General features: G+C 70.4%; 19 protein-coding genes. 17 read left to right on the top strand and 2 right to left on the bottom strand.

Translation table 11 applies throughout. The features are described from left to right. Positions 1 to 89: 89 nt before the first annotated feature. Together ACFWZ2_RS00350 and galE are read right to left on the bottom strand one after the other, a co-directional pair. A complete protein-coding gene (locus ACFWZ2_RS00350) occupies positions 90 to 1,028 on the bottom strand; it encodes a cation diffusion facilitator family transporter (RefSeq protein WP_384539485.1) in 939 nt (312 codons plus the stop codon). Positions 1,029 to 1,207: 179 nt separating this feature from the next. Next, positions 1,208 to 2,191, bottom strand: a complete 984-nt coding sequence (gene galE, locus ACFWZ2_RS00345) for a UDP-glucose 4-epimerase GalE (protein ID WP_384539482.1) — start codon at positions 2,189 to 2,191, stop codon at positions 1,208 to 1,210. A 260-nt stretch (positions 2,192 to 2,451) separates the two neighbouring features. On the opposite strand from galE, the gene ACFWZ2_RS00340 reads away from it, so the two are divergent. The 17 genes from ACFWZ2_RS00340 to ACFWZ2_RS00260 all read left to right on the top strand — a co-directional run bounded on the left by ACFWZ2_RS00340 (position 2,452) and on the right by ACFWZ2_RS00260 (position 22,714). Next, on the top strand, positions 2,452 to 4,245 hold the full coding sequence (locus tag ACFWZ2_RS00340; protein WP_384540339.1) for a DUF5941 domain-containing protein: 1,794 nt from the start codon (positions 2,452 to 2,454) through the stop codon (positions 4,243 to 4,245). Beyond that, positions 4,242 to 4,994, top strand: a complete 753-nt coding sequence (locus ACFWZ2_RS00335) for a sugar phosphate nucleotidyltransferase (protein ID WP_384539480.1) — start codon at positions 4,242 to 4,244, stop codon at positions 4,992 to 4,994. Before ACFWZ2_RS00340 ends, ACFWZ2_RS00335 begins: the two co-directional genes overlap by 4 nt. Then, positions 4,982 to 6,046 (top strand): iron-containing alcohol dehydrogenase family protein, encoded by a 1,065-nt coding sequence (locus ACFWZ2_RS00330; protein ID WP_384539477.1) that lies wholly within the window; start codon positions 4,982 to 4,984, stop codon positions 6,044 to 6,046. Before ACFWZ2_RS00335 ends, ACFWZ2_RS00330 begins: the two co-directional genes overlap by 13 nt. Next, on the top strand, positions 6,024 to 6,803 hold the full coding sequence (locus ACFWZ2_RS00325; RefSeq protein WP_384539473.1) for a CDP-alcohol phosphatidyltransferase family protein: 780 nt from the start codon (positions 6,024 to 6,026) through the stop codon (positions 6,801 to 6,803). Before ACFWZ2_RS00330 ends, ACFWZ2_RS00325 begins: the two co-directional genes overlap by 23 nt. A gap of 44 nt (positions 6,804 to 6,847) precedes the next feature. Continuing rightward, positions 6,848 to 7,702, top strand: a complete 855-nt coding sequence (locus ACFWZ2_RS00320; RefSeq protein ID WP_384540337.1) for a glycosyltransferase family 2 protein — start codon at positions 6,848 to 6,850, stop codon at positions 7,700 to 7,702. Between the two features lie 95 nt (positions 7,703 to 7,797). Then, on the top strand, positions 7,798 to 8,745 hold the full coding sequence (locus tag ACFWZ2_RS00315) for an ABC transporter permease (RefSeq protein ID WP_384539470.1): 948 nt from the start codon (positions 7,798 to 7,800) through the stop codon (positions 8,743 to 8,745). Next, the gene (locus tag ACFWZ2_RS00310) at positions 8,738 to 9,532 is read left to right on the top strand and encodes an ABC transporter ATP-binding protein (RefSeq protein WP_384539468.1); all 795 of its coding nucleotides are present in this window, start codon (positions 8,738 to 8,740) and stop codon (positions 9,530 to 9,532) included. Before ACFWZ2_RS00315 ends, ACFWZ2_RS00310 begins: the two co-directional genes overlap by 8 nt. 345 nt (positions 9,533 to 9,877) lie before the next feature. Continuing rightward, positions 9,878 to 10,774 (top strand): squalene synthase HpnC, encoded by an 897-nt coding sequence (hpnC, locus tag ACFWZ2_RS00305; protein ID WP_384539465.1) that lies wholly within the window; start codon positions 9,878 to 9,880, stop codon positions 10,772 to 10,774. Continuing rightward, the gene (hpnD, locus tag ACFWZ2_RS00300) at positions 10,771 to 11,721 is read left to right on the top strand and encodes a presqualene diphosphate synthase HpnD (protein WP_384539462.1); all 951 of its coding nucleotides are present in this window, start codon (positions 10,771 to 10,773) and stop codon (positions 11,719 to 11,721) included. Before hpnC ends, hpnD begins: the two co-directional genes overlap by 4 nt. Before the next feature lie 124 nt (positions 11,722 to 11,845). Then, complete coding sequence (hpnE, locus tag ACFWZ2_RS00295; protein ID WP_384540334.1) at positions 11,846 to 13,255, top strand: hydroxysqualene dehydroxylase HpnE; 1,410 nt, start codon at positions 11,846 to 11,848, stop codon at positions 13,253 to 13,255. After that, positions 13,252 to 14,382, top strand: a complete 1,131-nt coding sequence (locus ACFWZ2_RS00290) for a polyprenyl synthetase family protein (RefSeq protein ID WP_384539460.1) — start codon at positions 13,252 to 13,254, stop codon at positions 14,380 to 14,382. Before hpnE ends, ACFWZ2_RS00290 begins: the two co-directional genes overlap by 4 nt. Positions 14,383 to 14,516: 134 nt before the next feature. Continuing rightward, a complete protein-coding gene (gene shc, locus ACFWZ2_RS00285; protein ID WP_384539457.1) occupies positions 14,517 to 16,520 on the top strand; it encodes a squalene--hopene cyclase in 2,004 nt (667 codons plus the stop codon). Then, positions 16,520 to 17,173, top strand: coding sequence for a 1-hydroxy-2-methyl-2-butenyl 4-diphosphate reductase (locus tag ACFWZ2_RS00280; RefSeq protein ID WP_384539454.1), 654 nt, complete (start codon positions 16,520 to 16,522; stop codon positions 17,171 to 17,173). Before shc ends, ACFWZ2_RS00280 begins: the two co-directional genes overlap by 1 nt. A gap of 5 nt (positions 17,174 to 17,178) precedes the next feature. After that, positions 17,179 to 18,201: an adenosyl-hopene transferase HpnH gene (gene hpnH, locus ACFWZ2_RS00275; RefSeq protein WP_384539451.1), complete on the top strand. Its 1,023-nt coding sequence runs from the start codon at positions 17,179 to 17,181 to the stop codon at positions 18,199 to 18,201. 4 nt (positions 18,202 to 18,205) lie between these two features. After that, positions 18,206 to 19,372 (top strand): flavodoxin-dependent (E)-4-hydroxy-3-methylbut-2-enyl-diphosphate synthase, encoded by a 1,167-nt coding sequence (gene ispG / locus ACFWZ2_RS00270; RefSeq protein ID WP_384539448.1) that lies wholly within the window; start codon positions 18,206 to 18,208, stop codon positions 19,370 to 19,372. A 25-nt stretch (positions 19,373 to 19,397) separates the two neighbouring features. Continuing rightward, on the top strand, positions 19,398 to 21,308 hold the full coding sequence (gene dxs / locus ACFWZ2_RS00265) for a 1-deoxy-D-xylulose-5-phosphate synthase (protein ID WP_384539446.1): 1,911 nt from the start codon (positions 19,398 to 19,400) through the stop codon (positions 21,306 to 21,308). After that, entirely contained in the window at positions 21,305 to 22,714 is a 1,410-nt protein-coding gene (locus ACFWZ2_RS00260; protein WP_384539443.1) for an aspartate aminotransferase family protein, read from the top strand. Before dxs ends, ACFWZ2_RS00260 begins: the two co-directional genes overlap by 4 nt. Positions 22,715 to 22,772: the final 58 nt, after the last annotated feature.

The raw sequence follows: 22,772 nt of genomic DNA, 5'->3' as shown, positions 1-22,772 counted from the left end.
CTCTCCCGTCGACTGTCCCACAAGGTCGCATATGGGTGAAGAGGAATCCGGTCACACCGGAGGGGTGCGCGCTCCCTCGGCGGGGCCCGTCAGTGGCACAGCTTCGCCTCGTGCTCGGCGTGCCCGCTCGGCTCCAGCTGGAAGGTGCAGTGCTCCACGTCGAAGTGGTCGCCGAGGCAGCCCTGGAGCTCGTGCAGCATCTTCTCGTGGCCGATCGCGTCGAGCGTCCCCGAGCTCACGACCACATGCGCGGAGAGCACCGGCATGCCCGAGGTGATGGTCCATGCGTGCAGGTCGTGGACGTCCTCGACGCCCGGCAGGTCGAGTATGTGGGCCCGCACCTCGCTCATGTCGACGCCCTTGGGCGCCGATTCGAGCAGTACGTTCAGCGTCTCCTTGAGCAGCTTCACCGTCCGCGGGACGATCATGAAGCCGATGACGAGCGAGGCGATCGGGTCGGCGGCCTGCCAGCCGGTCAGCATGATCACGGTCGCCGAGACGATGACCGTGACGGAACCCAGGGTGTCCGCGAGGACCTCGAGGAAGGCGCCGCGCACATTGAGGCTGTCCTTCTGGCCGCGCATCAGCAGCGACAGCGAGATCAGATTCGCCACGAGGCCGAAGGCACCGAAGAAGACGGCCACCGTGCCCTGGGTCTCCGCGGGAGTGATGAACCGCTCGACCGCCTCGTAGAGCACATAGCCGCCGACGCCGAGCAGCAGGAGGCAGTTGGCGAGCGCGGCGAGGATCTCGGCGCGCGCGTAGCCGAAGGTGCGGTTCGCGGTGGGCGGTCTGTTCGCGAAGTGGATCGCGAGCAGGGCCATGCCGAGCCCCAGCGCGTCCGTCGCCATATGCGTCGCGTCCGCGATGAGCGCGAGCGAGTCCGCCATGATGCCGCCGATGATCTGGGCGAACATCACGGTGATCGTGATGGTGAGCGCTATGCGCAGCCGCCCCTTGTAGGCGTTGGCCGCCGTGCCCGTGGTCGGTGCCCCGTGCGTGTGTCCGTGATCGTGCCCAGCCCCCATGGAGCCGCCCTCCCGCGTCGGTCATCGGTCTGCTGTTCGCTGGTCGCGCGACGACAGTGAACTACGGGTGGGGGGTATCTTGCAACGCGGCACTGAACACCGTTGTCATGTGCCCTGACCTGCGAAAATGGCAACGATTGCCGGTAGTGGAAGGGGTGCAGGTCAGGGCCTCGCGACGATCAGTGGCGAGCCGCTCCCGGGTGGTGCAGACACCATCCGGCCCACGCCGAATCGACCATCTCCCGCACCCCGCGCCGGGCGGTCCAGCCCAGCTCCTTGGCGGCCAGCGAGGCATCGGCGACGGCCCGCGGCGCGTCCCCGGCGCGCGGCGCCTCGACCACGGCGGGACGGCGGTCGCCGCTCACCTCACCGATGAGGGTGACCAGTTCGCGTACGGAAACGCCTTCACCCCTGCCGATGTTCACCGTCAGATCGCCCCCGTCGCCGCGGTCGAGCCTGCGGGCCGCCGCGAGGTGCGCGTCGGCGAGGTCGGACACATGGATGTAGTCCCGCACGCAGGTGCCGTCCGGCGTCGGGTAGCTGTCGCCGAAGATCCGCGGCGACTCGCCGCGGGTCAGCCGGTCGAAGACCATCGGGATCACGTTGAAGACCCCGGTGTCCGCGAGCTCGGGGCTCGCCGCGCCCGCCACGTTGAAGTAGCGCAGGCACACGGTCGACATGCCGTGCGCCCGCCCGGCCGCCCGCACCAGCCACTCACCGGCGAGCTTCGTCTCGCCGTACGGGCTGACCGGTACGCAGGGGGCGTCCTCCGTGACCAGGTCCACGTCCGGCGGATTGCCGTACACCGCCGCCGACGAGGAGAACACGAACCGTCCGACGCCGGCCTCGGCCGCCGCTTCGAGCAGCGTCGTGAGGCCGCCGATGTTCTCCCGGTAGTAACGCAGCGGCTGCTCCACGGACTCCCCGACCTGCTTGCGGGCCGCGAGGTGCACCACACCCGTCACACCGTGCCCGGCGAAGACCCGGCGCAGCAGGTCCCCGTCGAGCGAGGAGCCCTCGATGAGGGGGATCTCCCGCGGCAGCCGCTGCGGCACCCCCGAAGAAATGTCGTCAAGAACGACGACGTCCTCCCCGGCGGCACTCATGACCCGCGCCACATGTGCCCCGATATATCCCGCTCCGCCTGTGATCAGCCATGTCATGGGCGCCCACCCTAAGCGAACGCTATGCGGGCAAGACGGGCGCGGTTTGTGGGGGCGGCCCCCCATCGACCATGATGATCGCGAACGCCGAGGCCCTCGCAGGTCGCGTTGATCGGGCCGTGAACGGGTGGTGAATTCCCGCTTCCCAGCATCCGATAGCCTCTGCCGACGTGCCGCCCGGCCGCCCATGGCCTGGGGCGCCCCCCTTCACGCATGCGCCCGGCGCGCCAGCCGCGCCGGGACTCAAGGAGTGAGTTCGTCTGTCGACCGCCATCCTCACCGGACAGCCGGTCCCCGGGTCGCCGCTCGAAGGTGATCTGCGGTCCCTCGGCTTCGACGTGCGGGTCGCCTCGGACGCGGCGGACGCGCAGACGCTGCTCGCCGCCGTGCCGGCCGACCAGCGGGTCGCGGTCGTCGACGCGCGCTTCGTCGGTCACGTCCACGCCCTGCGCCTCGGTCTCACCGACCCCCGCTTCGCCGCGTCCGCCGTGCCCGGCGCCGTCACCGCGCAGCCCCAGGCCCGCAAGGACCTGACCAGCGCCCTGCGCGCGACGGCAGGCACCGCGGGCGGCGTCGTGACGCTCGACGCGCTGCCGGACGACATCGCCTCGGCCATGGAGTCCGCCGCTACGGACGTGCACCGCCCCGACCTCGGCAGCCTCGTCGCCACCGTGCCCACCGATCCGCAGGCGCGGAACGAAGCACGCCAGGCCGTCGCCGCCGTCGACGACGAAGCAGTCCGCCTGCGCACCGCGGTCAAGTCGCGGGACGGCTTCTTCACGACGTACTGCATCAGCCCCTACTCGCGCTACATCGCCCGCTGGTGCGCCCGCCGGGGCCTGACCCCGAACCAGGTCACCACCGCCTCGCTGCTCACCGCCCTGATCGCGGCGGGCTGCGCGGCGACCGGCACCCGCGGCGGCTTCGTCGCGGCGGGCCTACTGCTGCTCTTCTCCTTCGTCCTGGACTGCACGGACGGGCAGCTCGCCCGCTACTCCCTGCAGTACTCGACGCTCGGCGCCTGGCTGGACGCGACGTTCGACCGCGCCAAGGAGTACGCGTACTACGCGGGCCTCGCGCTCGGTGCCGCGCGCGGCGGCGACGACGTGTGGGCCCTGGCCCTCGGCGCGATGGTCCTGCAGACCTGCCGGCACGTCGTGGACTTCTCCTTCAACGAGGCGAATCACGACGCGACCGCCAACACCAGCCCCACCGCGGCCCTTTCGGACAAGCTCGACAGCGTCGGGTGGACGGTCTGGGTGCGCCGGATGATAGTGCTGCCGATCGGCGAGCGCTGGGCGATGATCGCTGTGCTCACTGCGCTCACCACCCCGCGCATCACCCTCGTCGTCCTGATCATCGGCTGCGCCCTCGCCGCCTGCTACACCACGGCGGGCCGCGTCCTGCGCTCGCTGACCCGCAAGGCGACCCGCACCGACCGCGCCGCCGGGGCGCTCAGCGACCTCGCCGACAACGGCCCGCTGGCCTCGGCGTTCGCCGCGCTCAAGCGCGGCGGATGGCCGCTGCCCGCGCCGGTCGTCGCCTTCGTCGGCGGCGCCGCGGTCGTCGGTGCGGCCGCCTTCACGTCCTACGGCAGCTCGTGGGTGGTCGTCGGCGCGGTGATCTACGTGATCGCGTCCGGCCTCGCGCTCTCGCGCCCCCTCAAGGCCCCCCTGGACTGGCTGGTTCCGCCGTTCTTCCGCGCCGCCGAGTACGGCACGGTCCTGGTCATCGCGGCCAAAGCCGATGTGAACGGAGCGCTGCCAGCGGCTTTCGGGCTCGTGGCCGCGGTCGCCTACCATCACTACGACACGGTGTACCGCATCAAGGGCGGCACCGGCGCGCCCCCGCGCTGGCTGGTGCGGACGATCGGCGGCCAGGACGGCAGGACCCTCGTGGTCGCGCTGGCCGCGGCCCTGCTGTCCGCCACAGATTTCACCGTCGCGCTCACGGCACTCGCCGTGGCCGTGGCACTCGTGGTGCTCGTCGAGAGCATCCGCTTCTGGGTCTCCTCTGGAGCACCCGCCGTACACGATGAAGGAGAACCCGCATGATCGGCCTCGTCCTGGCCGCCGGCGCCGGCCGGCGTCTGCGCCCCTACACCGAAACGCTGCCGAAGGCGCTGGTGCCCGTCGTGGGCGAGGGAACCGAGAACGAGCTTGCTGTCCTCGACCTCACCCTGAAGAACTTCGCCGAGATCGGCCTGACCGAGGTCGCGATCATCGTCGGCTACCGCAAGGAAGCCGTGTACGACCGCAAGGAGGCGCTTGAGGCGAAGTACAACCTCAAGCTGACCCTGATCGACAACGACAAGGCCGAGGAGTGGAACAACGCCTACTCCCTGTGGTGCGGCCGTGACGCGATCAAGCACACCGTGATCCTCGCCAACGGCGACACCGTGCACCCGGTCTCCGTCGAGAAGACGCTGCTCGCCGCCCGCGGCGACGGCAAGAAGATCATCCTCGCCCTCGACACGGTGAAGAACCTCGCCGACGAGGAGATGAAGGTCATCGTGGACCCCGAGAAGGGCGTCCAGAAGATCACCAAGCTGATGGACCCGGCCACGGCCACCGGTGAGTACATCGGTGTCACCCTCATCGAGGGCGAGGCGGCCGACGAGCTCGCCGACGCGCTGAAGACGACCTTCGAGCGCGACCCCGACCTCTACTACGAGGACGGCTACCAGGAGCTCGTCAACCGCGGCTTCAAGATCGACGTGGCGCCGATCGGCGACGTCAAGTGGGTCGAGATCGACAACCACGACGACCTCGCCAAGGGCCGGGAGATCGCGTGCCAGTACTGACGAGGCTCATCCCCTCGCCGGTCGTCGTCGACATCCGGCCGGGGGCGCTGAACGACCTGGCCGGTGTCCTCGCCGACCAGCGGATCTGCTCGTCGACCGGCAAGCTCGCCATCGCCATCAGCGGCGGCTCCGGAGCGGTCCTGCGCGACCGCCTGATGCCGTCGCTGCCCGGCGCCGAGTGGTTCGAGGTGGGCGGCGGCACCCTCGACGACGCCATCAAGCTCGCCGACGCCATGAAGAAGGGCCGTTACGACGCTGTCGTCGGCCTCGGCGGCGGCAAGATCATCGACTGCGCCAAGTTCGCCGCGGCGCGCGTCGGCCTGCCGCTGGTCGCCGTCGCGACGAACCTGTCGCACGACGGCCTCTGCTCGCCCGTCGCGACCCTCGACAACGACGCGGGCCGCGGCTCGTACGGTGTGCCGAACCCGATAGCGGTCGTCATCGACCTCGACGTCATCCGTGAAGCGCCGGTCCGCTTCGTCCGCTCCGGCATCGGTGACGCCCTGTCCAACATCTCCGCGATCCGGGACTGGGAGCTCGCCGCCCGCGAGCGCGGCGAGGACATCGACGGCCTCGCGGCCGCCATGGCCCGCCAGGCCGGCGAGGCCGTGCTCCGCCACCCCGGTGGCGTCGGCGACGACGGCTTCCTGCAGGTCCTCGCCGAGGGTCTGGTCCTCACGGGCATCGCGATGTCGGTCTCGGGCGACTCCCGTCCGGCCTCCGGCGCCTGCCACGAGATCAACCACGCCTTCGACCTCCTCTTCCCCAAGCGCGCCGCGAGCCACGGCGAGCAGTGCGGTCTTGGCGCGGCCTTCGCGATGCACCTGCGCGGTGCGCACGAGGAGTCGGCGTTCATGGCCTCGGTGCTGCGCCGCCACGGACTGCCCGTGCTGCCGGAGGAGATCGGCTTCACCGTGGACGAGTTCGTCCAGGTCGTGGAGTTCGCTCCGCAGACCCGTCCGGGCCGCTACACGATCCTCGAACACCTCGACCTCTCCACCGACCAGATCAGGGACGCATACGCCGACTATGCCAAAACCATCGGTAGCTGAGCTCCGCCCGGTTGTTCACCCCCCGGGGGTGAAGGACCGGCGAAGCGGCGAACACTGGGCCGGCCGGCTCTACATGCGCGAGGTCTCCCTGCGCATCGACCGGCACCTGGTGAACACGCGGGTCACGCCCAACCAGCTGACCTACGTGATGACCGTCGCCGGCGCCCTCGCCGCCCCGGCCCTGCTGGTGCCGGGCATCACGGGTGCCGTGCTCGGCGTGCTCGCGGTCCAGCTCTATCTGCTGCTCGACTGCGTCGACGGCGAGATCGCCCGCTGGAAGAAGCAGTACTCGATGGCCGGTGTCTACCTGGACCGGGTCGCCGCCTATCTGTGCGACGCCGCGGTCCTGGTCGGCTTCGGCCTGCGCGCCGCCGACCTGTGGGGCAGCGGACGCATCGACTGGCTGTGGGCCTTCCTCGGCACCCTGGCCGCGCTCGGCGCCATCCTGATCAAGGCCGAGACGGACCTCGTCGGCGTCGCCCGCCACCAGCAGGGGATGGCGCCGGTCAAGGAGTCGGCGTCCGAGCCGCGCTCCTCCGGCATGGCGCTCGCCCGCAGGGCCGCCGCCGCGCTGAAGTTCCACCGGCTGATCCTCGGGGTCGAGGCGTCCCTGGTGATCCTGGTCCTCGCGATCGTGGACTCGGCCCGGGGCGACCTGTTCTTCTCGCGCGTCGGTGTCGCCGTCATGGCGGGCATCGCGCTCCTGCAGACCCTGCTCCACCTCGTGTCCATCCTCGTCTCGAGCAGGTTGAAGTGAACACCCCGGCACAGAAGCTCAAGGTCGGCGCCGTCATCATCACGATGGGCAACCGTCCCCAGGAGCTGCGCGCCCTCCTCGACTCGGTCGCCAAGCAGGACGGCGACCGCGTCGAGGTGGTCGTCGTCGGCAACGGCGCCCCGGTACCGGACGTCACGGAGTTCTCGTCGGTCGTACGCACCGTCGAACTGCCCGAGAACCTCGGCATCCCCGGCGGCCGCAACGTCGGCATCGAGGCCTTCGGCCCCGGCGGCACCGACGTCGACATCCTGCTCTTCCTGGACGACGACGGCCTGCTCGCCAACACGGACACGGCCGAGCTGTGCCGTGAGGCGTTCACCGCCGACCCGGCGCTCGGCATCATCAGCTTCCGCATCGCGGACCCGGACACGGGGGAGACCCAGCGCCGCCACGTGCCGCGTCTGCGCGCCTCCGACCCGATGCGCTCCTCGCGCGTGACGACCTTCCTGGGCGGCGCCAACGCCGTCCGTACGAAGGTCATCGCCGAGGTGGGCGGCCTGCCCGACGAGTTCTTCTACGCCCACGAGGAGACCGACCTCGCCTGGCGTGCGCTGAACGCGGGCTGGATGATCGACTACCGCGCCGACATGGTGCTCCTCCACCCGACGACCGCCCCGTCCCGGCACGCGGTCTACCACCGGATGGTCGCCCGCAACCGTGTCTGGCTGGCCCGCCGCAACCTGCCCGCCCTGCTGGTCCCCGTCTACCTCGGGGTCTGGCTGCTCCTGACGCTGGCCCGGCGCCCCTCGCGGCCCGCGCTCAAGGCGTGGTTCGGCGGCTTCAAGGAGGGCTGGAGCACGCCCTGCGGGCCCAGGCGTCCCATGAAGTGGCGTACGGTGTGGCGGCTGACCCGACTGGGCCGACCTCCCGTCATCTGACAAGCTCGGGTCTGAGAGCATCTGGGCCATACCCCGGTCCCTGGCCCACGCCTACGCCCGACCGGCTGCGCTTCTGAAGACGAAAGTTTCCACTCGTGAGTGAGACAACGCATGACGGCGGAGTCGCGGTGACAGCCTCGCCGTCGACCCCGTCGCCCGATGACGGGCTCTCCCGGGCCGACCTCGCCGCCAAGTACGGTCTGACCGTCAGCGGCGCCCGGCCCGGACTTTTCGAGTACGTCCGCCAGCTCTGGGGACGGCGCCACTTCATCCTCGCCTTCTCCCAGGCGAAGCTGACCGCCCAGTACAGCCAGGCCAAGCTCGGCCAGCTGTGGCAGGTGGCGACGCCCCTGCTGAACGCGGCGGTCTACTTCTTCATCTTCGGACTGCTCCTCGGTGCGAGGAAGGGCATCCCGCACGAGATCTATGTGCCGTTCCTGGTGACGGGCGTGTTCGTCTTCACGTTCACGCAGAGCTCGGTGATGGCGGGCGTACGGGCCATCTCGGGCAACCTCGGCCTGGTGCGTGCGCTGCACTTCCCGCGGGCCTCGCTGCCGATCTCCTTCGCGCTCCAGCAGCTCCAGCAGCTGCTCTTCTCGATGATCGTGCTGGTCCTGATCATGGTCGGGTTCGGGATCTTCCCGACCTGGTCCTGGCTCCTCGTGGTGCCCGCGCTCGCCCTCCAGTTCGTCTTCAACACCGGCCTCGCGCTGATCTTCGCCAGGATGGGCAGCAAGACGCCCGACCTGGCGCAGCTGATGCCGTTCGTGATGCGCACCTGGATGTACGCGTCGGGCGTCATGTTCAGCATCCCCGCGATGCTCGCCGACAAGGAGGGCGTGCCGGGCTGGGTCGGGGACGTGCTCCAGTGGAACCCGGCCTCCATCTACATGGACCTGATCCGCTTCGCCATGATCGACGACTACGGGTCCTCGTATCTGCCGCCGCACGTCTGGGCCTTCGCCGTGGGCTGGGCGGTCGTGATCGGCGCGGTCGGGTTCGTGTACTTCTGGAAGGCTGAGGAGCGGTACGGCCGTGGCTGACGAAAAGATCGACCAGAATGCCGGCAAGGGGCACATCCCCACCGTCATCGCCGACGAGCTGCACATCGTCTACCGCGTCAACGGCGCGAAGACCGGCAAGGGCAGCGCCACCTCCGCCCTGAGCCGCATCCTCAAGCGCGGCGAGGAGCGCGGCGTCCGCAAGGTGCACGCCGTGCGCGGCGTCAGCTTCACCGCCTACCGCGGCGAGGCCATCGGCCTGATCGGCTCCAACGGCTCCGGCAAGTCCACGCTCCTGCGCGCCATCGCGGGCCTGCTCCCGGCCGAGCAGGGCAAGGTCTACACCGACGGCCAGCCCTCGCTCCTCGGTGTGAACGCGGCCCTGATGAACGACCTCACCGGCGAGCGCAACGTCATCCTCGGCGGTCTCGCGATGGGCATGTCCCGCGAGCAGATCAAGGCGCGCTACCAGGAGATCGTCGACTTCTCCGGCATCAACGAGAAGGGCGACTTCATCACCCTGCCGATGCGCACCTACTCCTCCGGCATGGCGGCCCGCCTGCGCTTCTCCATCGCGGCCGCCAAGGACCACGACGTCCTGATGATCGACGAGGCCCTGGCGACCGGCGACCGCAAGTTCCAGAAGCGCTCCGAGGCACGTATCCGCGAGCTCCGCAAGGAGGCCGGCACGGTCTTCCTGGTCAGCCACAACAACAAGTCGATCCGCGACACCTGCGACCGGGTCCTCTGGCTGGAGCGCGGCGAGCTGCGCATGGACGGGCCGACCGACGAGGTCATCAAGGAGTACGAGAAGTTCACGGGCAAGTAGCCCGATCGCACCACCGGGCGACACCCGTTCGGCAGCAGGGCCCCACCGGGATGATCCCGGTGGGGCCCTGTCGCGTACTGGCCGAACGACGCCCCAGGAACCACTCAACTCACCTGAGTTCAGGGAAGCTTGACGCCAATCGGTGTGTTGTTGTGACGTGCGGAACACCCCGACGATGCGCGCTGGGTTGTACAACGTAAGCTGTACCGGTGCTGATTCGCGGCAAGTGGGGCGATATCGCGCGGCGCCCCGGTGCCGGGCACGGTCCCCCTGGGGGAGGGCTGGGCGGCGTGTCCGAAATAGGATGTATTGGGTCGGCAGTGTAGAACGGGAGATGTGACGGCAATGGCTACGGATGATCTCCAGCTCCGCGATGCATCCGCCGTCCTCGACAAGGCTGCGGACGAGAACTTCCCCGTGGCGCCCTTCTTCCTGCCCCGGGCCTGGCGCGACGACCTCATGGCCGTGTACGGCTTCGCCCGCCTCGTCGACGACATCGGCGACGGCGACCTGGCCCCCGGCGGCGCCGACGCCCGCTACCTCGGCCTCGACCCGGCGGCCGCCGACGACCGGCTCGCCTTCCTCGACGCCTTCGAGGCCGATCTGCACCGCGTCTTCGACGGCACCCCGCACCACCCGCTGCTGCGCGCGCTGCAGCCCACGGTGCGCCGCCGCGGCCTCACCCCCGAGCCGTTCCTCGGCCTGGTCGAGGCCAACCGCCAGGACCAGCTCGTCACGCGCTACGAGACGTACGACGACCTCCTGGCGTACTGCGAGCTCTCCGCGAACCCCGTCGGCCGTCTTGTCCTCGCCATCACCGGGACGGCCACCCCCGAACGCATCCGCCGCTCCGACGCCGTCTGCACCGGGCTGCAGATCGTCGAGCACCTCCAGGACGTCAGTGAGGACCTCGGCCGTGACCGCATCTATCTGCCCGCCGAGGACATGAAGCGATTCCATGTCCAGGAGCGGGATCTGGCCGCACCGACCACAGGCGCGTCGGTGCGCGCACTGGTCGCGTACGAAGCGGAACGCGCCCGCTGCCTCTTGAATGAAGGGACCCCCCTGGTGGGTAGCGTCCACGGCAGGCTCAAGCTGTTGCTGGCCGGGTTCGTGGCAGGGGGGAGGGCGGCGGTCCAGTCGATCGCCGCAGCCGGATACGACGTACTGCCAGGACCACCCAAGCCCACCAAGCCCCGAATGCTGCGTGCGGCCGGGGCGGTTCTGCGAGGAGAGGGGTGAGCCGCACCGTGGAGTCAGTTCCGCAGGTGTCCGCGCCGGTACTCGCCGCGTACAGCTACTGCGAGGCCGTGACCGGACAGCAGGCGCGAAATTTCGCGTACGGCATCAGGCTGCTGCCGACGCCCAAGCGGCGCGCCATGTCCGCGCTCTACGCGCTCTCGCGGCGCGTGGACGACATCGGCGACGGCGCGCTCGCGCCGGACGTCAAGGCGGACCGGCTCGAGGACACCCGGGCGCTGCTCGCCCGGATCCGCGAGGGCGCCGTGGAGGAGGACGACACCGACCCGGTCGCGGTCGCCCTCGCGCACGCCGCCGCCCACTTCCCCATCCCGATGGGCGGGCTCGACGAACTCATCGACGGCGTCCTGATGGATGTGCGCGGCGAGACGTACGAGACGTGGGAGGACCTGAAGGTCTACTGCCGCTGCGTGGCCGGCGCCATCGGGCGGCTCTCGCTCGGCGTGTTCGGCACGGAGCGGGGGGCGCTTCACGCCGAGCGTGCGCCCGAGTATGCCGACACGCTCGGCCTGGCGCTCCAACTGACCAACATTCTCCGGGACGTTCGCGAGGACGCGGAGGGCGGACGGACCTATCTGCCCGCCGAGGACCTCGCCAAGTTCGGCTGCTCCGCCGGGTTTTCCGGCTCCGAGCCGCCCGCCGGATCCGACTTCGCGGGCCTCGTCCACTTCGAGGTCCGGCGCGCCAGGGCCCTCTTCGCCGAGGGCTATCGGCTGCTCCCGATGCTGGACCGGCGCAGTGGTGCCTGCGTGGCGGCCATGGCCGGGATCTACCGGCGTCTGCTCGACCGCATCGAGCGCGAACCGGAGGCGGTGCTGCGCGGCCGTGTCTCCCTGCCCGGCCGCGAGAAGGCGTACGTCGCCGTGCGCGGTCTGTCCGGACTCGACGCGCGGAACGTCTCACGAGGGACCGTCAGGAGGCGTGCGTGATGCGCGCCCTGAAGGATCGTGGGGCGGCTGGGACGACCACGACCAAGCGGCGGGCAACCCTCCGCTCTATGGTCGCGTCACAGACTGCAACGGCCGAAAAGGAGGGTGCGTGAACAGCGAGAACATGCAGCCCGCGGGGCTGATCACGGATGCCGAGGGCCGCCCTGGTGGGGCGGCCGCCGTAGTGGTCGGCGGCGGGCTCGCCGGCATCACCGCCGCCCTCTCGCTCGCCGACGCGGGACTGCGCGTCACCCTGCTCGAAGGCCGGCCGCGGCTCGGCGGCCTCGCGTTCTCCTTCCAGCGCGGCGACCTCACCGTCGACAACGGCCAGCACGTCTATCTGCGCTGCTGCACCGCCTACCGGTGGTTCCTCGACCGGGTCGAGGGGGCGCACCTGGCACCCGTGCAGGAACGTCTCGACGTGCCCGTGCTCGACGCCGACCGCCATCGCCTCGGACGGCTGCGGCGCACCGCGCTGCCCGTGCCGCTGCACCTGGCGGCGAGCCTCGCCACCTATCCGCATCTGTCGGTCGCCGAACGCGCCAAGGTGGGGCGCGCGGCGCTCGCCCTCAAGGGACTGGATCCGGCCGATCCCGTGCTCGACGGCCAGGACTTCGGCAGCTGGCTGGCCAGGCACGGCCAGTCGGCGCGCGCCATCGAGGCCCTCTGGGACCTGGTGGGCGTCGCCACGCTCAACGCCGTCGCGGGCGACTCCTCGCTGGGACTCGCCGCGATGGTGTTCAAGACCGGGCTGCTCTCGGACCCCGGCGCCGCCGACATCGGCTGGGCCAGGGTGCCCCTCGGTGATCTGCACGACGGACTCGCCCGCAAGGCGCTCGACGCCGCGGGAGTCCGTACCGAACTGAGGACACGAGTCACCTCCATCTCCCGTACGGAGAACGGCGGTTGGAGCGTGGAGGTTCCCGGCGAGCGGATCGAGGCCGACACCGTGGTGCTCGCCGTGCCGCAGCACGAGACCCACGACCTCCTGCCGGACGGCGCCCTCGACGAGCCCGACCGGCTGCTCGACATCGACACCGCGCCGATCCTCAACATCCACGTCGTGTACGACCGCAAGGTCCTCAAGCGGCCCTTCTTCGCCGCGCTCGGCACGCCCATCCAGTGGGTCTTCGACCGCACCGAAGCGTCCGGCCTCGCCTCGGGGCAGTACCTGGCGCTCTCCCAGTCGGCCGCCCAGGACGAGATCGACGCGCCCGTCGCCGCGCTGCGCGAACGCTATCTGCCGGAGCTGGAGCGGCTGTTGCCCGCCGCGCACGGCGCCGAGGTGCGGGACTTCTTCGTGACCCGCGAGCGCACCGCCACCTTCGCGCCGACGCCCGGCGTCGGCAAGCTCAGGCCCGGGACCCGCACCAAGGCGCCGGGCCTGTACCTCGCGGGCGCGTGGACCGCCACCGGCTGGCCCGCGACCATGGAGAGCGCCGTACGCAGCGGCATCAGCGCGGCCGAGGCCGCCCTCTCCACTCTCGACCGCCCCCGTGATCACCTCTTCGCATTCGAGGAGGCGGCGGCGTGAAGCTCGACCTTCTGGGGTCAGGTCCCCAGAACACCAGCACCGGAACAAGAGGAGAAACTGTGCCGACTGTGCCCTCGGCCGAAACGGCTGCCGACACGGTGGACGTGACCTCACTGCTCGAGCGCGGAAGGACGCTGGCCACCCCGGTGCTGCGGGCCGCGGTGGACCGCCTCGCGCCGCCCATGGACACCGTCGCCGCCTACCACTTCGGGTGGATCGACGCCGCGGGCAACCCGTCCGACGGCGACGGCGGCAAGGCGGTGCGCCCCGCGCTCGCCCTGCTCTCCGCCGAGGCCGCGGGTGCCGCCCCCGAGGTCGGCATCCCCGGCGCGGTAGCCGTCGAGCTCGTGCACAACTTCTCGCTGCTGCACGACGATCTGATGGACGGCGACGAGCAGCGCCGCCACCGCGACACCGTGTGGAAGGTGCACGGCCCCGCGCAGGCCATCCTCGTCGGCGACGCGCTCTTCGCGCTCGCCAACGAGATCCTCCTGGAGCTCGGCACCGTCGAGGCGGGCCGCGCCACGCGCCGCCTCACCACCGCCACGCGCGCACTGATCGACGGCCAGGCGCAGGACATCTCCTACGAGCACCGCGAGCGGGTCACCGTCGAGGAGTGCCTGGAGATGGAGGGCAACAAGACCGGCGCCCTGCTCGCCTGCGCGGTCTCCATCGGCGCCGTGCTCGGCGGCGCGGACGACCGCACCGCCGACACCCTGGAGAAGTACGGCTACCACCTCGGCCTCGCCTTCCAGGCCGTGGACGACCTGCTCGGCATCTGGGGCGACCCGGAGGCCACCGGCAAGCAGACGTGGAGCGATCTGCGCCAGCGCAAGAAGTCCCTGCCGGTCGTCGCCGCGCTCGCCGCGGGCGGACCCGCCTCCGAGCGGCTCGGCGAGCTGCTCGCCGCCGACGCCAAGAGCAGTGACTTCGAGAACTTCTCCGAGGAGGAGTTCGCCGCGCGCGCCGCCCTGATCGAAGAGGCCGGCGGGCGCGAGTGGACCGCCGAGGAGGCCCGGCGCCAGCACACCATCGCCATCGAGGCGCTGGACACCGTCCAGATGCCGGACCGGGTACGGGCGCAGCTCGTCGCGCTCGCGGACTTCGTCGTCGTACGAAAGAGATGATCACTATCGCGCGGATATCCGGGTTTTCTGGGGGGTGACCCCCAGAACCCCAGGCAGTCGCCGGCCGGCGCTTCGCGTCGGCCGACGGCGGACCCACAGCAGACGTAGCCACCGCACTGCACGAAGGGGAAGCCATGACAGCGACGACCGACGGAAGCACCGGAGCGGCCACGCCCCGCGCAGCCTCGGCCAGCCATCCCACCGACAACACCGACACCACCGCCGCGACGGCAGGCACCCATGACGCCGCCGCGCGCGCCATACAACGCTCCACAGATTTCCTGCTCTCCCGACAGGACGCCGAGGGCTGGTGGAAGGGCGACCTCGAGACCAATGTGACGATGGACGCCGAGGACCTCCTCCTGCGGCAGTTCCTCGGGATCAGGGACGAGCCGACCACGCGCGCCGCCGCGCTCTTCATCCGCGGCGAGCAGCGCGACGACGGCACCTGGGCCACGTTCTTCGGCGGGCCCGGCGAACTCTCCACCACCATCGAGGCGTACGTCGCCCTGCGCCTCGCGGGCGACGCGCCCGACGCGCCGCACATGGTGAAGGCCTCCGCGTGGATCCGCGACCAGGGCGGCATCGCCGCGAGCCGGGTCTTCACCCGCATCTGGCTGGCCCTGTTCGGCTGGTGGAAGTGGGACGACCTGCCCGAACTCCCGCCGGAGCTCATCTACTTCCCCAAGTGGTTCCCGCTCAACATCTACGACTTCGGCTGCTGGGCGCGGCAGACCATCGTGCCGCTCACGATCGTCTCCGCCAAGCGCCCGGTGCGGCCCGCGCCGTTCGCCCTGGACGAGCTGCACGCCGACGCACGCCACCCGAACCCGGCCAGACCGCTTGCCCCCGTGGCGAGTTGGGACGGCGTCTTCCAGCGGCTCGACAAGGCGCTGCACCTCTACCACAAGGTCGCGCCGCGCCGGGTGCGCAAGGCGGCGATGAACAGCGCGGCGCGCTGGATCATCGAGCGGCAGGAGAACGACGGCTGCTGGGGCGGGATCCAGCCGCCCGCCGTCTACTCCGTCATCGCGCTGCACCTGCTCGGCTACGACCTGGACCACCCGGTCCTCAAGGCCGGGCTCGACTCGCTCGACCGGTTCGCCGTGTGGCGCGAGGACGGCGCGCGGATGATCGAGGCGTGTCAGTCGCCGGTGTGGGACACCTGCCTGGCCACCATCGCGCTCGCGGACGCCGGACTGCCCGCCGACCACCCGCAGTTGGTCAAGGCCGCCGACTGGATGCTGGGCGAGCAGATCGTCCGGCCGGGGGACTGGTCGGTGCGCAGGCCCGGACTCACCCCGGGCGGCTGGGCGTTCGAGTTCCACAACGACAACTACCCCGACATCGACGACACCGCCGAGGTCGCCCTCGCGCTGCGCCGGGTCAAGCACCCCGACAAGGCGCGTCTGGAGAACGCCATCGACCGCGGGGTGCGCTGGAACCTCGGCATGCAGTCGAAGAACGGCGCCTGGGGCGCCTTCGACGTCGACAACACCAGCGCCTTCCCCAACCGGCTGCCGTTCTGCGACTTCGGCGAGGTCATCGACCCGCCGTCCGCCGACGTCACCGGGCACGTGGTGGAGATGCTCGCCGTCGAGGGCAGATCCCACGACCCGCGCACCCGGCGCGGCATCGAGTGGCTGCTCGCCGAACAGGAGGAGAGCGGCGCCTGGTTCGGCCGCTGGGGCGTCAACTACGTCTACGGCACCGGGTCCGTGGTGCCCGCGCTCGTCGCGGCCGGACTGCCCGCCTCGCACCGCGCGATCCGCCGCGCCGTCAGCTGGCTGGAGTCCGTGCAGAACGACGACGGCGGCTGGGGCGAGGACCTGCGCTCCTACCGCGAGCGGGGCTGGGCCGGGCACGGCACGTCGACCGCCTCGCAGACCGCCTGGGCGCTGCTCGCACTCCTCTCGGCCGGTGAGCGCGAGTCCAAGTCGGTGGAGCGGGCCGTGAGCTGGCTCGCCGAGACGCAGCGCGAGGACGGCTCCTGGGACGAGCCGTACTTCACCGGCACCGGCTTCCCGTGGGACTTCTCCATCAACTACCACCTCTACCGGCAGGTGTTCCCGCTCACCGCGCTCGGCAGGTACGTCAACGGAGAGCCGTTCACGGGCGGCTCCGGCAAGGGGAGCTGATGGCCAAGGCCACGGCCCGCCCGCCGGACCACGCGCCGCTGCTGATCGCCTGTGCGCTCGGCATCGAGCGCCTCGCCCTGCGCACGGGCGACCGCGGCGGCGCCCCGGGCGCCACCACCGTGCTGCGTACCGGCATGGGTCCCAAGAACGCCGACCGCGCCGTCACGAAGGCGCTGGGCAAGGAGGCCCTGCGCGACGCGGCGGTCCTGGCCACCGGCTTCTGCGCCGGGCTCGCCCCCGGCATGCACCCCGGCGACCTGGTCGTCGCCGAGGAGACCAGGGACGCGCGCGGCAGCACCCGTTGTGAGGGCACGGATCTGCTGGTCGCGGAGCTGGTGCGGGCCGTGCCGGGGCGCACGGTGCACACCGGACCGCTCACCGGCTCCGACCACGTCGTCCGCGGCCACGAGCGGGAAGACCTGCTCGCCACGGGCGCGATCGCGGTGGACATGGAGTCCGCGGCGACCCTGCACAGCGCCGTACGCGCCGGACGGCGGCCCGTTGCGGCCGTCCGGGTGGTCGTGGACGCCCCACAGCACGAACTCGTCCGTATCGGCACGGTGCGCGGTGGAATATCAGCTTTCCGTGTTCTTCGTGCCGTGCTTCCCGCTTTCTTCGAATGGCACCGTTCTTCGCTGCTCCCCCGGAGGTGAGCCAGATGGTCATGCCGCTGCGTCAGTCCATCAAGGTCGCTACGTATCTCTTTGAACAGAAGTTGCGCAAGCGGGACAAGTTTCCGCTGATCGTCGAGTTGGAACCGCTTTTCGCGTGCAATCTGAAGTGCGAGGGATGCGGGAAGATCCAGCACCCGGCCGGTGTGCTCAAGCAGCGCATGCCGGTGGCGCAGGCCGTGGGCGCGGTGCTCGAATCCGGTGCGCCGATGGTGTCCATCGCCGGTGGCGAGCCGCTGATGCACCCTCAGATCGACGAGATCGTGCGGCAGTTGGTGGCGCGGAAGAAGTACGTCTTCCTCTGCACCAACGCGATGCTGTTGCGCAAGAAGATCGAAAAGTTCAAGCCCTCGCCGTATTTCGCGTTCGCCGTGCACATCGACGGCATGCGTGAGCGGCACGATGAATCCGTCGCCAAGGAGGGTGTGTTCGACGAGGCGGTGGCGGCCATCAAGGAGGCCAAGCGGCGCGGCTTCCGGGTCACCACCAATTCCACCTTCTTCAACACCGACACCCCGCAGACCATCATCGAGGTCCTGAATTTCCTCAACGACGACCTCCAGGTCGACGAGATGATGCTGTCGCCCGCGTACGCCTACGAGAAGGCGCCCGACCAGGAGCACTTCCTGGGCGTCGAGCAGACCCGCGAACTCTTCAAGAAGGCCTTCGCGGGCGGCAACCGGCGGCGCTGGCGGCTGAACCACTCGCCGCTGTTCCTCGACTTCCTGGAGGGCAAGGCGGACTTCCCGTGCACCGCGTGGGCGATCCCGAACTACTCGCTCTTCGGCTGGCAGCGCCCCTGCTACCTGATGAGCGACGGGTACGTGCCCACGTACCGGCAGCTCATCGAGGAGACCGACTGGAACAAGTACGGCCGCGGGAAGGACCCGCGCTGCGCCAACTGCATGGCGCACTGCGGCTACGAGCCGACCGCCGTCCTCGCCACCATGGGCTCCCTCAAGGAGTCCATCCGCGCGGCCCGTGAGACGGTCTCCGGAAACCGCGGGTGACGTCATGACCTCTGGAGAGCCCGTCTCTTTGGGCCTCCCCGAGCTGCCGGTCCGGCCCATCTCGGAGCGTCGCGTCTCGCGGCGCATCGAGGTCGGGCCGGTGGCCGTGGGGGGTGGTGCGCCGGTATCGGTGCAGTCGATGACGACGACGCGTACGTCCGACATCGGGGCGACGCTGCAGCAGATCGCGGAACTCACCGCGTCGGGCTGCCAGATCGTGCGGGTGGCCTGTCCCACGCAGGACGACGCGGACGCGCTCGCCACGATCGCGCGCAAGTCGCAGATCCCGGTGATCGCCGACATCCACTTCCAGCCGAAGTACGTCTTCGCGGCGATCGACGCCGGGTGTGCGGCGGTCCGGGTGAACCCCGGCAACATCAAGCAGTTCGACGACAAGGTGCGCGAGATCGCGCGGGCCGCGTCGGCGGCCGGCACGCCCATCCGGATCGGGGTCAACGCGGGCTCGCTCGACAAGCGGCTGCTCGCGAAGTACGGCAAGGCGACGCCCGAGGCCCTCGTCGAGTCGGCGCTGTGGGAAGCGTCCCTCTTCGAAGAGCACGATTTCCGCGACATCAAGATCTCGGTCAAGCACAACGACCCCGTCGTGATGGTCAACGCCTACCGCCAGTTGGCCGCGGCCTGCGACTATCCGCTGCACCTCGGCGTGACCGAGGCGGGCCCGGCCTTCCAGGGCACGATCAAGTCGGCCGTCGCCTTCGGGGCGTTGCTGAGCGAGGGCATCGGCGACACCATCCGGGTCTCGCTGTCCGCGCCGCCCGCCGAGGAGGTCAAGGTCGGCATCCAGATCCTGGAGTCCCTGAACCTGCGCCAGCGGCGCCTGGAGATCGTCTCCTGCCCGTCCTGCGGGCGCGCCCAGGTCGACGTCTACAAGCTGGCCGACGAGGTGACCGCGGGGCTCGACGGCATGGAGGTGCCGCTGCGTGTCGCCGTCATGGGGTGTGTCGTGAACGGCCCCGGTGAGGCCCGCGAGGCCGATCTCGGGGTCGCGTCCGGCAATGGCAAGGGCCAGATCTTCGTGAAGGGCGAGGTCATCAAGACCGTCCCCGAGTCGAAGATCGTGGAGACCCTCATCGAAGAGGCGATGAAGATCGCCGCGCAGATGGAGGACGACGGCATCCCGTCCGGGCTGCCCGATGTCACCGTGAGCTGAGAACAACCAGAGAGGGGGCCCGAGCATGACCATTCTGGACACCATTCGGGGGCCGCGCGATCTGAGGGCGCTGACCGAGGACCAGCTGGACGAACTGGCCGAGGAGATCCGGGAGTTCCTGGTGCACGCGGTCGCCAGAACCGGCGGTCACCTCGGACCCAACCTGGGGGTGGTGGAGCTCTCCATCGCACTCCACCGGGTCTTCGAGTCGCCGGTCGACCGCATCGTGTGGGACACCGGACACCAGAGCTATGTGCACAAGCTGCTCACGGGGCGGCAGGACTTCTCCAAGCTGCGCGGCAAGGGCGGCCTCTCGGGCTATCCCTCGCGCGAGGAGTCCGAGCACGACATCGTCGAGAACAGCCACGCCTCCACGGCGCTCGGCTGGGCCGACGGCCTCGCCAAGGCCCGCCAGGTCCTCGGCGAGCGGGGGCACGTCGTCGCGGTCATCGGGGACGGCGCGCTGACCGGCGGCATGGCCTGGGAGGCGCTCAACAACATCGCCGCCGCCAAGGACCGGCCGCTGATCATCGTCGTCAACGACAACGAGCGTTCGTACGCGCCGACCATCGGCGGACTCGCCAACCACCTCGCCACCCTCCGTACGACGGACAGCTACGAGCAGGTGCTCGCCTGGGGCAAGGACATACTCCAGCGCACCCCCGTCGTCGGGCGGACGCTCTACGAATCGCTGCACGGCGCCAAGAAGGGGTTCAAGGACGCCTTCGCGCCGCAGGGCATGTTCGAGGATCTGGGGCTCAAGTACGTCGGGCCGATCGACGGGCACGACATCAACGCGGTGGAGTCGGCGCTGCGCCGCGCGAAACGCTTCCACGGGCCCGTCCTGATCCACTGCCTCACCGAGAAGGGGCGCGGATACGAGCCCGCGCTCGCGGACGAGGCCGACCGCTTCCACACCGTCGGCGTGATGGACCCGCTCACCTGCGAGCCGCTCGCGCCGTCCAACGGACCTTCCTGGACCTCGGTGTTCGGCGACGAGATCGTCCGCATCGGCGCCGAGCGCGAGGACGTCGTCGCCATCACCGCCGCGATGCTCGGCCCGGTCGGCCTGACCAAGTTCGCCGAGGCGTACCCCGACCGGGTGTGGGACGTCGGCATCGCCGAGCAGCACGCGGCGGTGTCGGCGGCCGGGCTCGCCACGGGCGGGCTCCATCCCGTCGTCGCGCTCTACGCGACCTTCCTCAACCGGGCCTTCGACCAGCTCCTGATGGATGTGGCGCTGCACAAGTGCGGCGTGACGTTCGTCCTGGACCGGGCCGGAGTGACCGGCGCCGACGGTGCCTCGCACAACGGCATGTGGGACATGTCGATCCTGCAGGTCGTGCCGGGCCTGCGGATCGCGGCGCCGCGCGACGCCGACCAGCTGCGGACACAGCTGCGGGAGGCGGTCGCGGTGGACGACGCGCCGACGCTGGTCCGCTTCCCCAAGGAGTCGGTGGGGCCCGCGATCCCGGCGGTGGACCGGCTCGGCGGCATGGACGTGCTGCTCCAAGAGGCGGACGCCGACGTCCTGTTGGTCGCCGTGGGTGTGATGGCGCCGGTCTGTCTGCAGGCCGCCGAGCTGCTCCAGGAGCGCGGCCTGCGCTGCACCGTCGTCGACCCGCGCTGGGTCAAGCCGGTCGACGCGGAGCTGCCGGGGCTCGCCGGGCGCCACCGCGTCGTGGCGGTCGTCGAGGACAACAGCCGCTCCGCCGGGGTCGGTGCCGCGGTCGCGCTGGCGCTCGGCGAGGCCGAAGTGGACGTACCGGTGCGGCGGTTCGGGATCCCCGAGCAGTTCCTCGCGCACGCCAAGCGGGGCGAGGTGCTCGCGGACCTCGGGCTCACACCGGTCGAGATCGCGGGGCGGATCAGCGCCACGCTGGCGGCCAAGGAGAGCGTGGGGGAGCAGGGTTCGGGCAAGGAGCACAGCGCATGACCAAGGAGTTCGACAGCAAGGGCGCCAAGGGATTCGACCTCGGCAGACTCCTCGCCGAGCGGGGCGCCGAGCGGTACGAACTGCACGCACGGCACCTCAATCACCAACTGCCGCGCATGCTGCACACCATCGGCTTCGACAAGGTCTACGAACGGGCCGAGGGCGCGTACTTCTGGGACGCGGAGGGCAACGACTACCTGGACATGCTCGCGGGCTTCGGCGTGATGGGCCTCGGCAGGCACCACCCCGTCGTACGCAAGGCGCTGCACGACGTCCTCGACGCCTCGCTCGCCGACCTCACCCGCTTCGACTGCCAGCCGCTGCCCGGGCTGCTCGCCGAGCAACTGCTCACGCACAGCCCGCACCTGGACCGGGTGTTCTTCGGCAACAGCGGCACGGAGGCCGTCGAGACGGCGCTGAAGTTCGCGCGGTACGCGACGGGGAAGCCGCGGGTGCTCTACTGCGCGCACGCCTTCCACGGGCTGACCACCGGATCCCTCTCCGTCAACGGCGAGGACGGCTTCCGCGACGGCTTCGCGCCGCTGCTGCCCGACACCGCCGTACCGCTCGGGGATCTGGACGCGCTGCGCAAGGAGCTGAAGAAGGGCGACGTCGCGGGGCTCATCGTCGAGCCCATCCAGGGCAAGGGCGTGCACGAGACGCCGCCCGGATATCTGCGCGCCGCCCAGGAGCTGCTCCACCGGCACAAGGCGCTGCTGATCGCCGACGAGGTGCAGACCGGCCTCGGCAGGACCGGCGACTTCTACGCCTACCAGCACGAGGAGGGTGTCGAGCCGGATCTGGTCTGTGTCGCCAAGGCGCTGTCGGGCGGCTATGTGCCGGTCGGCGCGACCCTCGGCAAGGACTGGATCTTCAAGAAGGTCTACTCGTCGATGGACCGGGTGCTCGTGCACTCGGCGAGCTTCGGCTCGAACGCGCAGGCCATGGCGGCGGGGCTCGCCGTGCTCTCCGTGCTGGAGGACGAGAAGGTCGTCGAGAACGCGCGGCTGACGGGGGAGCTGCTCAAGACGCGGCTCGCGGCCCTCGTCGACCGCTATGAGCTGCTGAGCGAGGTGCGCGGCCGCGGCCTGATGGTCGGCATCGAGTTCGGCAGGCCCAAGTCGCTGAAGCTGCGCGGGCGTTGGACGATGCTCCAGGCCGCCCGCAAGGGACTCTTCGCGCAGATGGTCGTCGTACCGCTGCTCCAGAAGCACCGCATCCTCACCCAGGTCTCCGGCGACCATCTGGAGGTCATCAAGCTGATCCCGCCGCTGACCGTGGGGGAGGCGGAGGTCGACCGCTTCGTCGGGGCGTTTACCGAGGTGATGGACGAGGCGCACAGCGGCGGCGGACTGATGTGGGACTTCGGCAAGACGCTGGTGAAGCAGGCGGTCGCGAACCGCTGAGGGGTCGTCCTGGCCGCGGCCGATGCCCCTTTTTGCCTCTCGGGCAAGAAATTTGCCC

The sequence above is a fragment of the Streptomyces sp. NPDC059002 genome, assembly GCF_042740435.1.
Classification (GTDB): Bacteria; Actinomycetota; Actinomycetes; order Streptomycetales; family Streptomycetaceae; genus Streptomyces.
Note: the sequence above shows the minus strand (reverse complement) of the source record. Positions and strands in the feature narration are given on the sequence as shown.

Coding starts and splice junctions, on each gene's coding strand:
- shc (WP_384539457.1), top strand. CDS start 14,517: ATGACAGCGACGACCGACGGAAGCACCGGAGCGGCCACGCCCCGCGCA.
- ACFWZ2_RS00280 (WP_384539454.1), top strand. CDS start 16,520: ATGGCCAAGGCCACGGCCCGCCCGCCGGACCACGCGCCGCTGCTGATC.
- ACFWZ2_RS00350 (WP_384539485.1), bottom strand. CDS start 1,028: ATGGGGGCTGGGCACGATCACGGACACACGCACGGGGCACCGACCACG.
- ispG (WP_384539448.1), top strand. CDS start 18,206: ATGACCTCTGGAGAGCCCGTCTCTTTGGGCCTCCCCGAGCTGCCGGTC.
- ACFWZ2_RS00260 (WP_384539443.1), top strand. CDS start 21,305: ATGACCAAGGAGTTCGACAGCAAGGGCGCCAAGGGATTCGACCTCGGC.
- dxs (WP_384539446.1), top strand. CDS start 19,398: ATGACCATTCTGGACACCATTCGGGGGCCGCGCGATCTGAGGGCGCTG.
- ACFWZ2_RS00325 (WP_384539473.1), top strand. CDS start 6,024: ATGCCAAAACCATCGGTAGCTGAGCTCCGCCCGGTTGTTCACCCCCCG.
- hpnC (WP_384539465.1), top strand. CDS start 9,878: ATGGCTACGGATGATCTCCAGCTCCGCGATGCATCCGCCGTCCTCGAC.
- ACFWZ2_RS00320 (WP_384540337.1), top strand. CDS start 6,848: ATGGGCAACCGTCCCCAGGAGCTGCGCGCCCTCCTCGACTCGGTCGCC.
- galE (WP_384539482.1), bottom strand. CDS start 2,191: ATGACATGGCTGATCACAGGCGGAGCGGGATATATCGGGGCACATGTG.
- ACFWZ2_RS00335 (WP_384539480.1), top strand. CDS start 4,242: ATGATCGGCCTCGTCCTGGCCGCCGGCGCCGGCCGGCGTCTGCGCCCC.
- hpnH (WP_384539451.1), top strand. CDS start 17,179: ATGGTCATGCCGCTGCGTCAGTCCATCAAGGTCGCTACGTATCTCTTT.
- hpnE (WP_384540334.1), top strand. CDS start 11,846: ATGCAGCCCGCGGGGCTGATCACGGATGCCGAGGGCCGCCCTGGTGGG.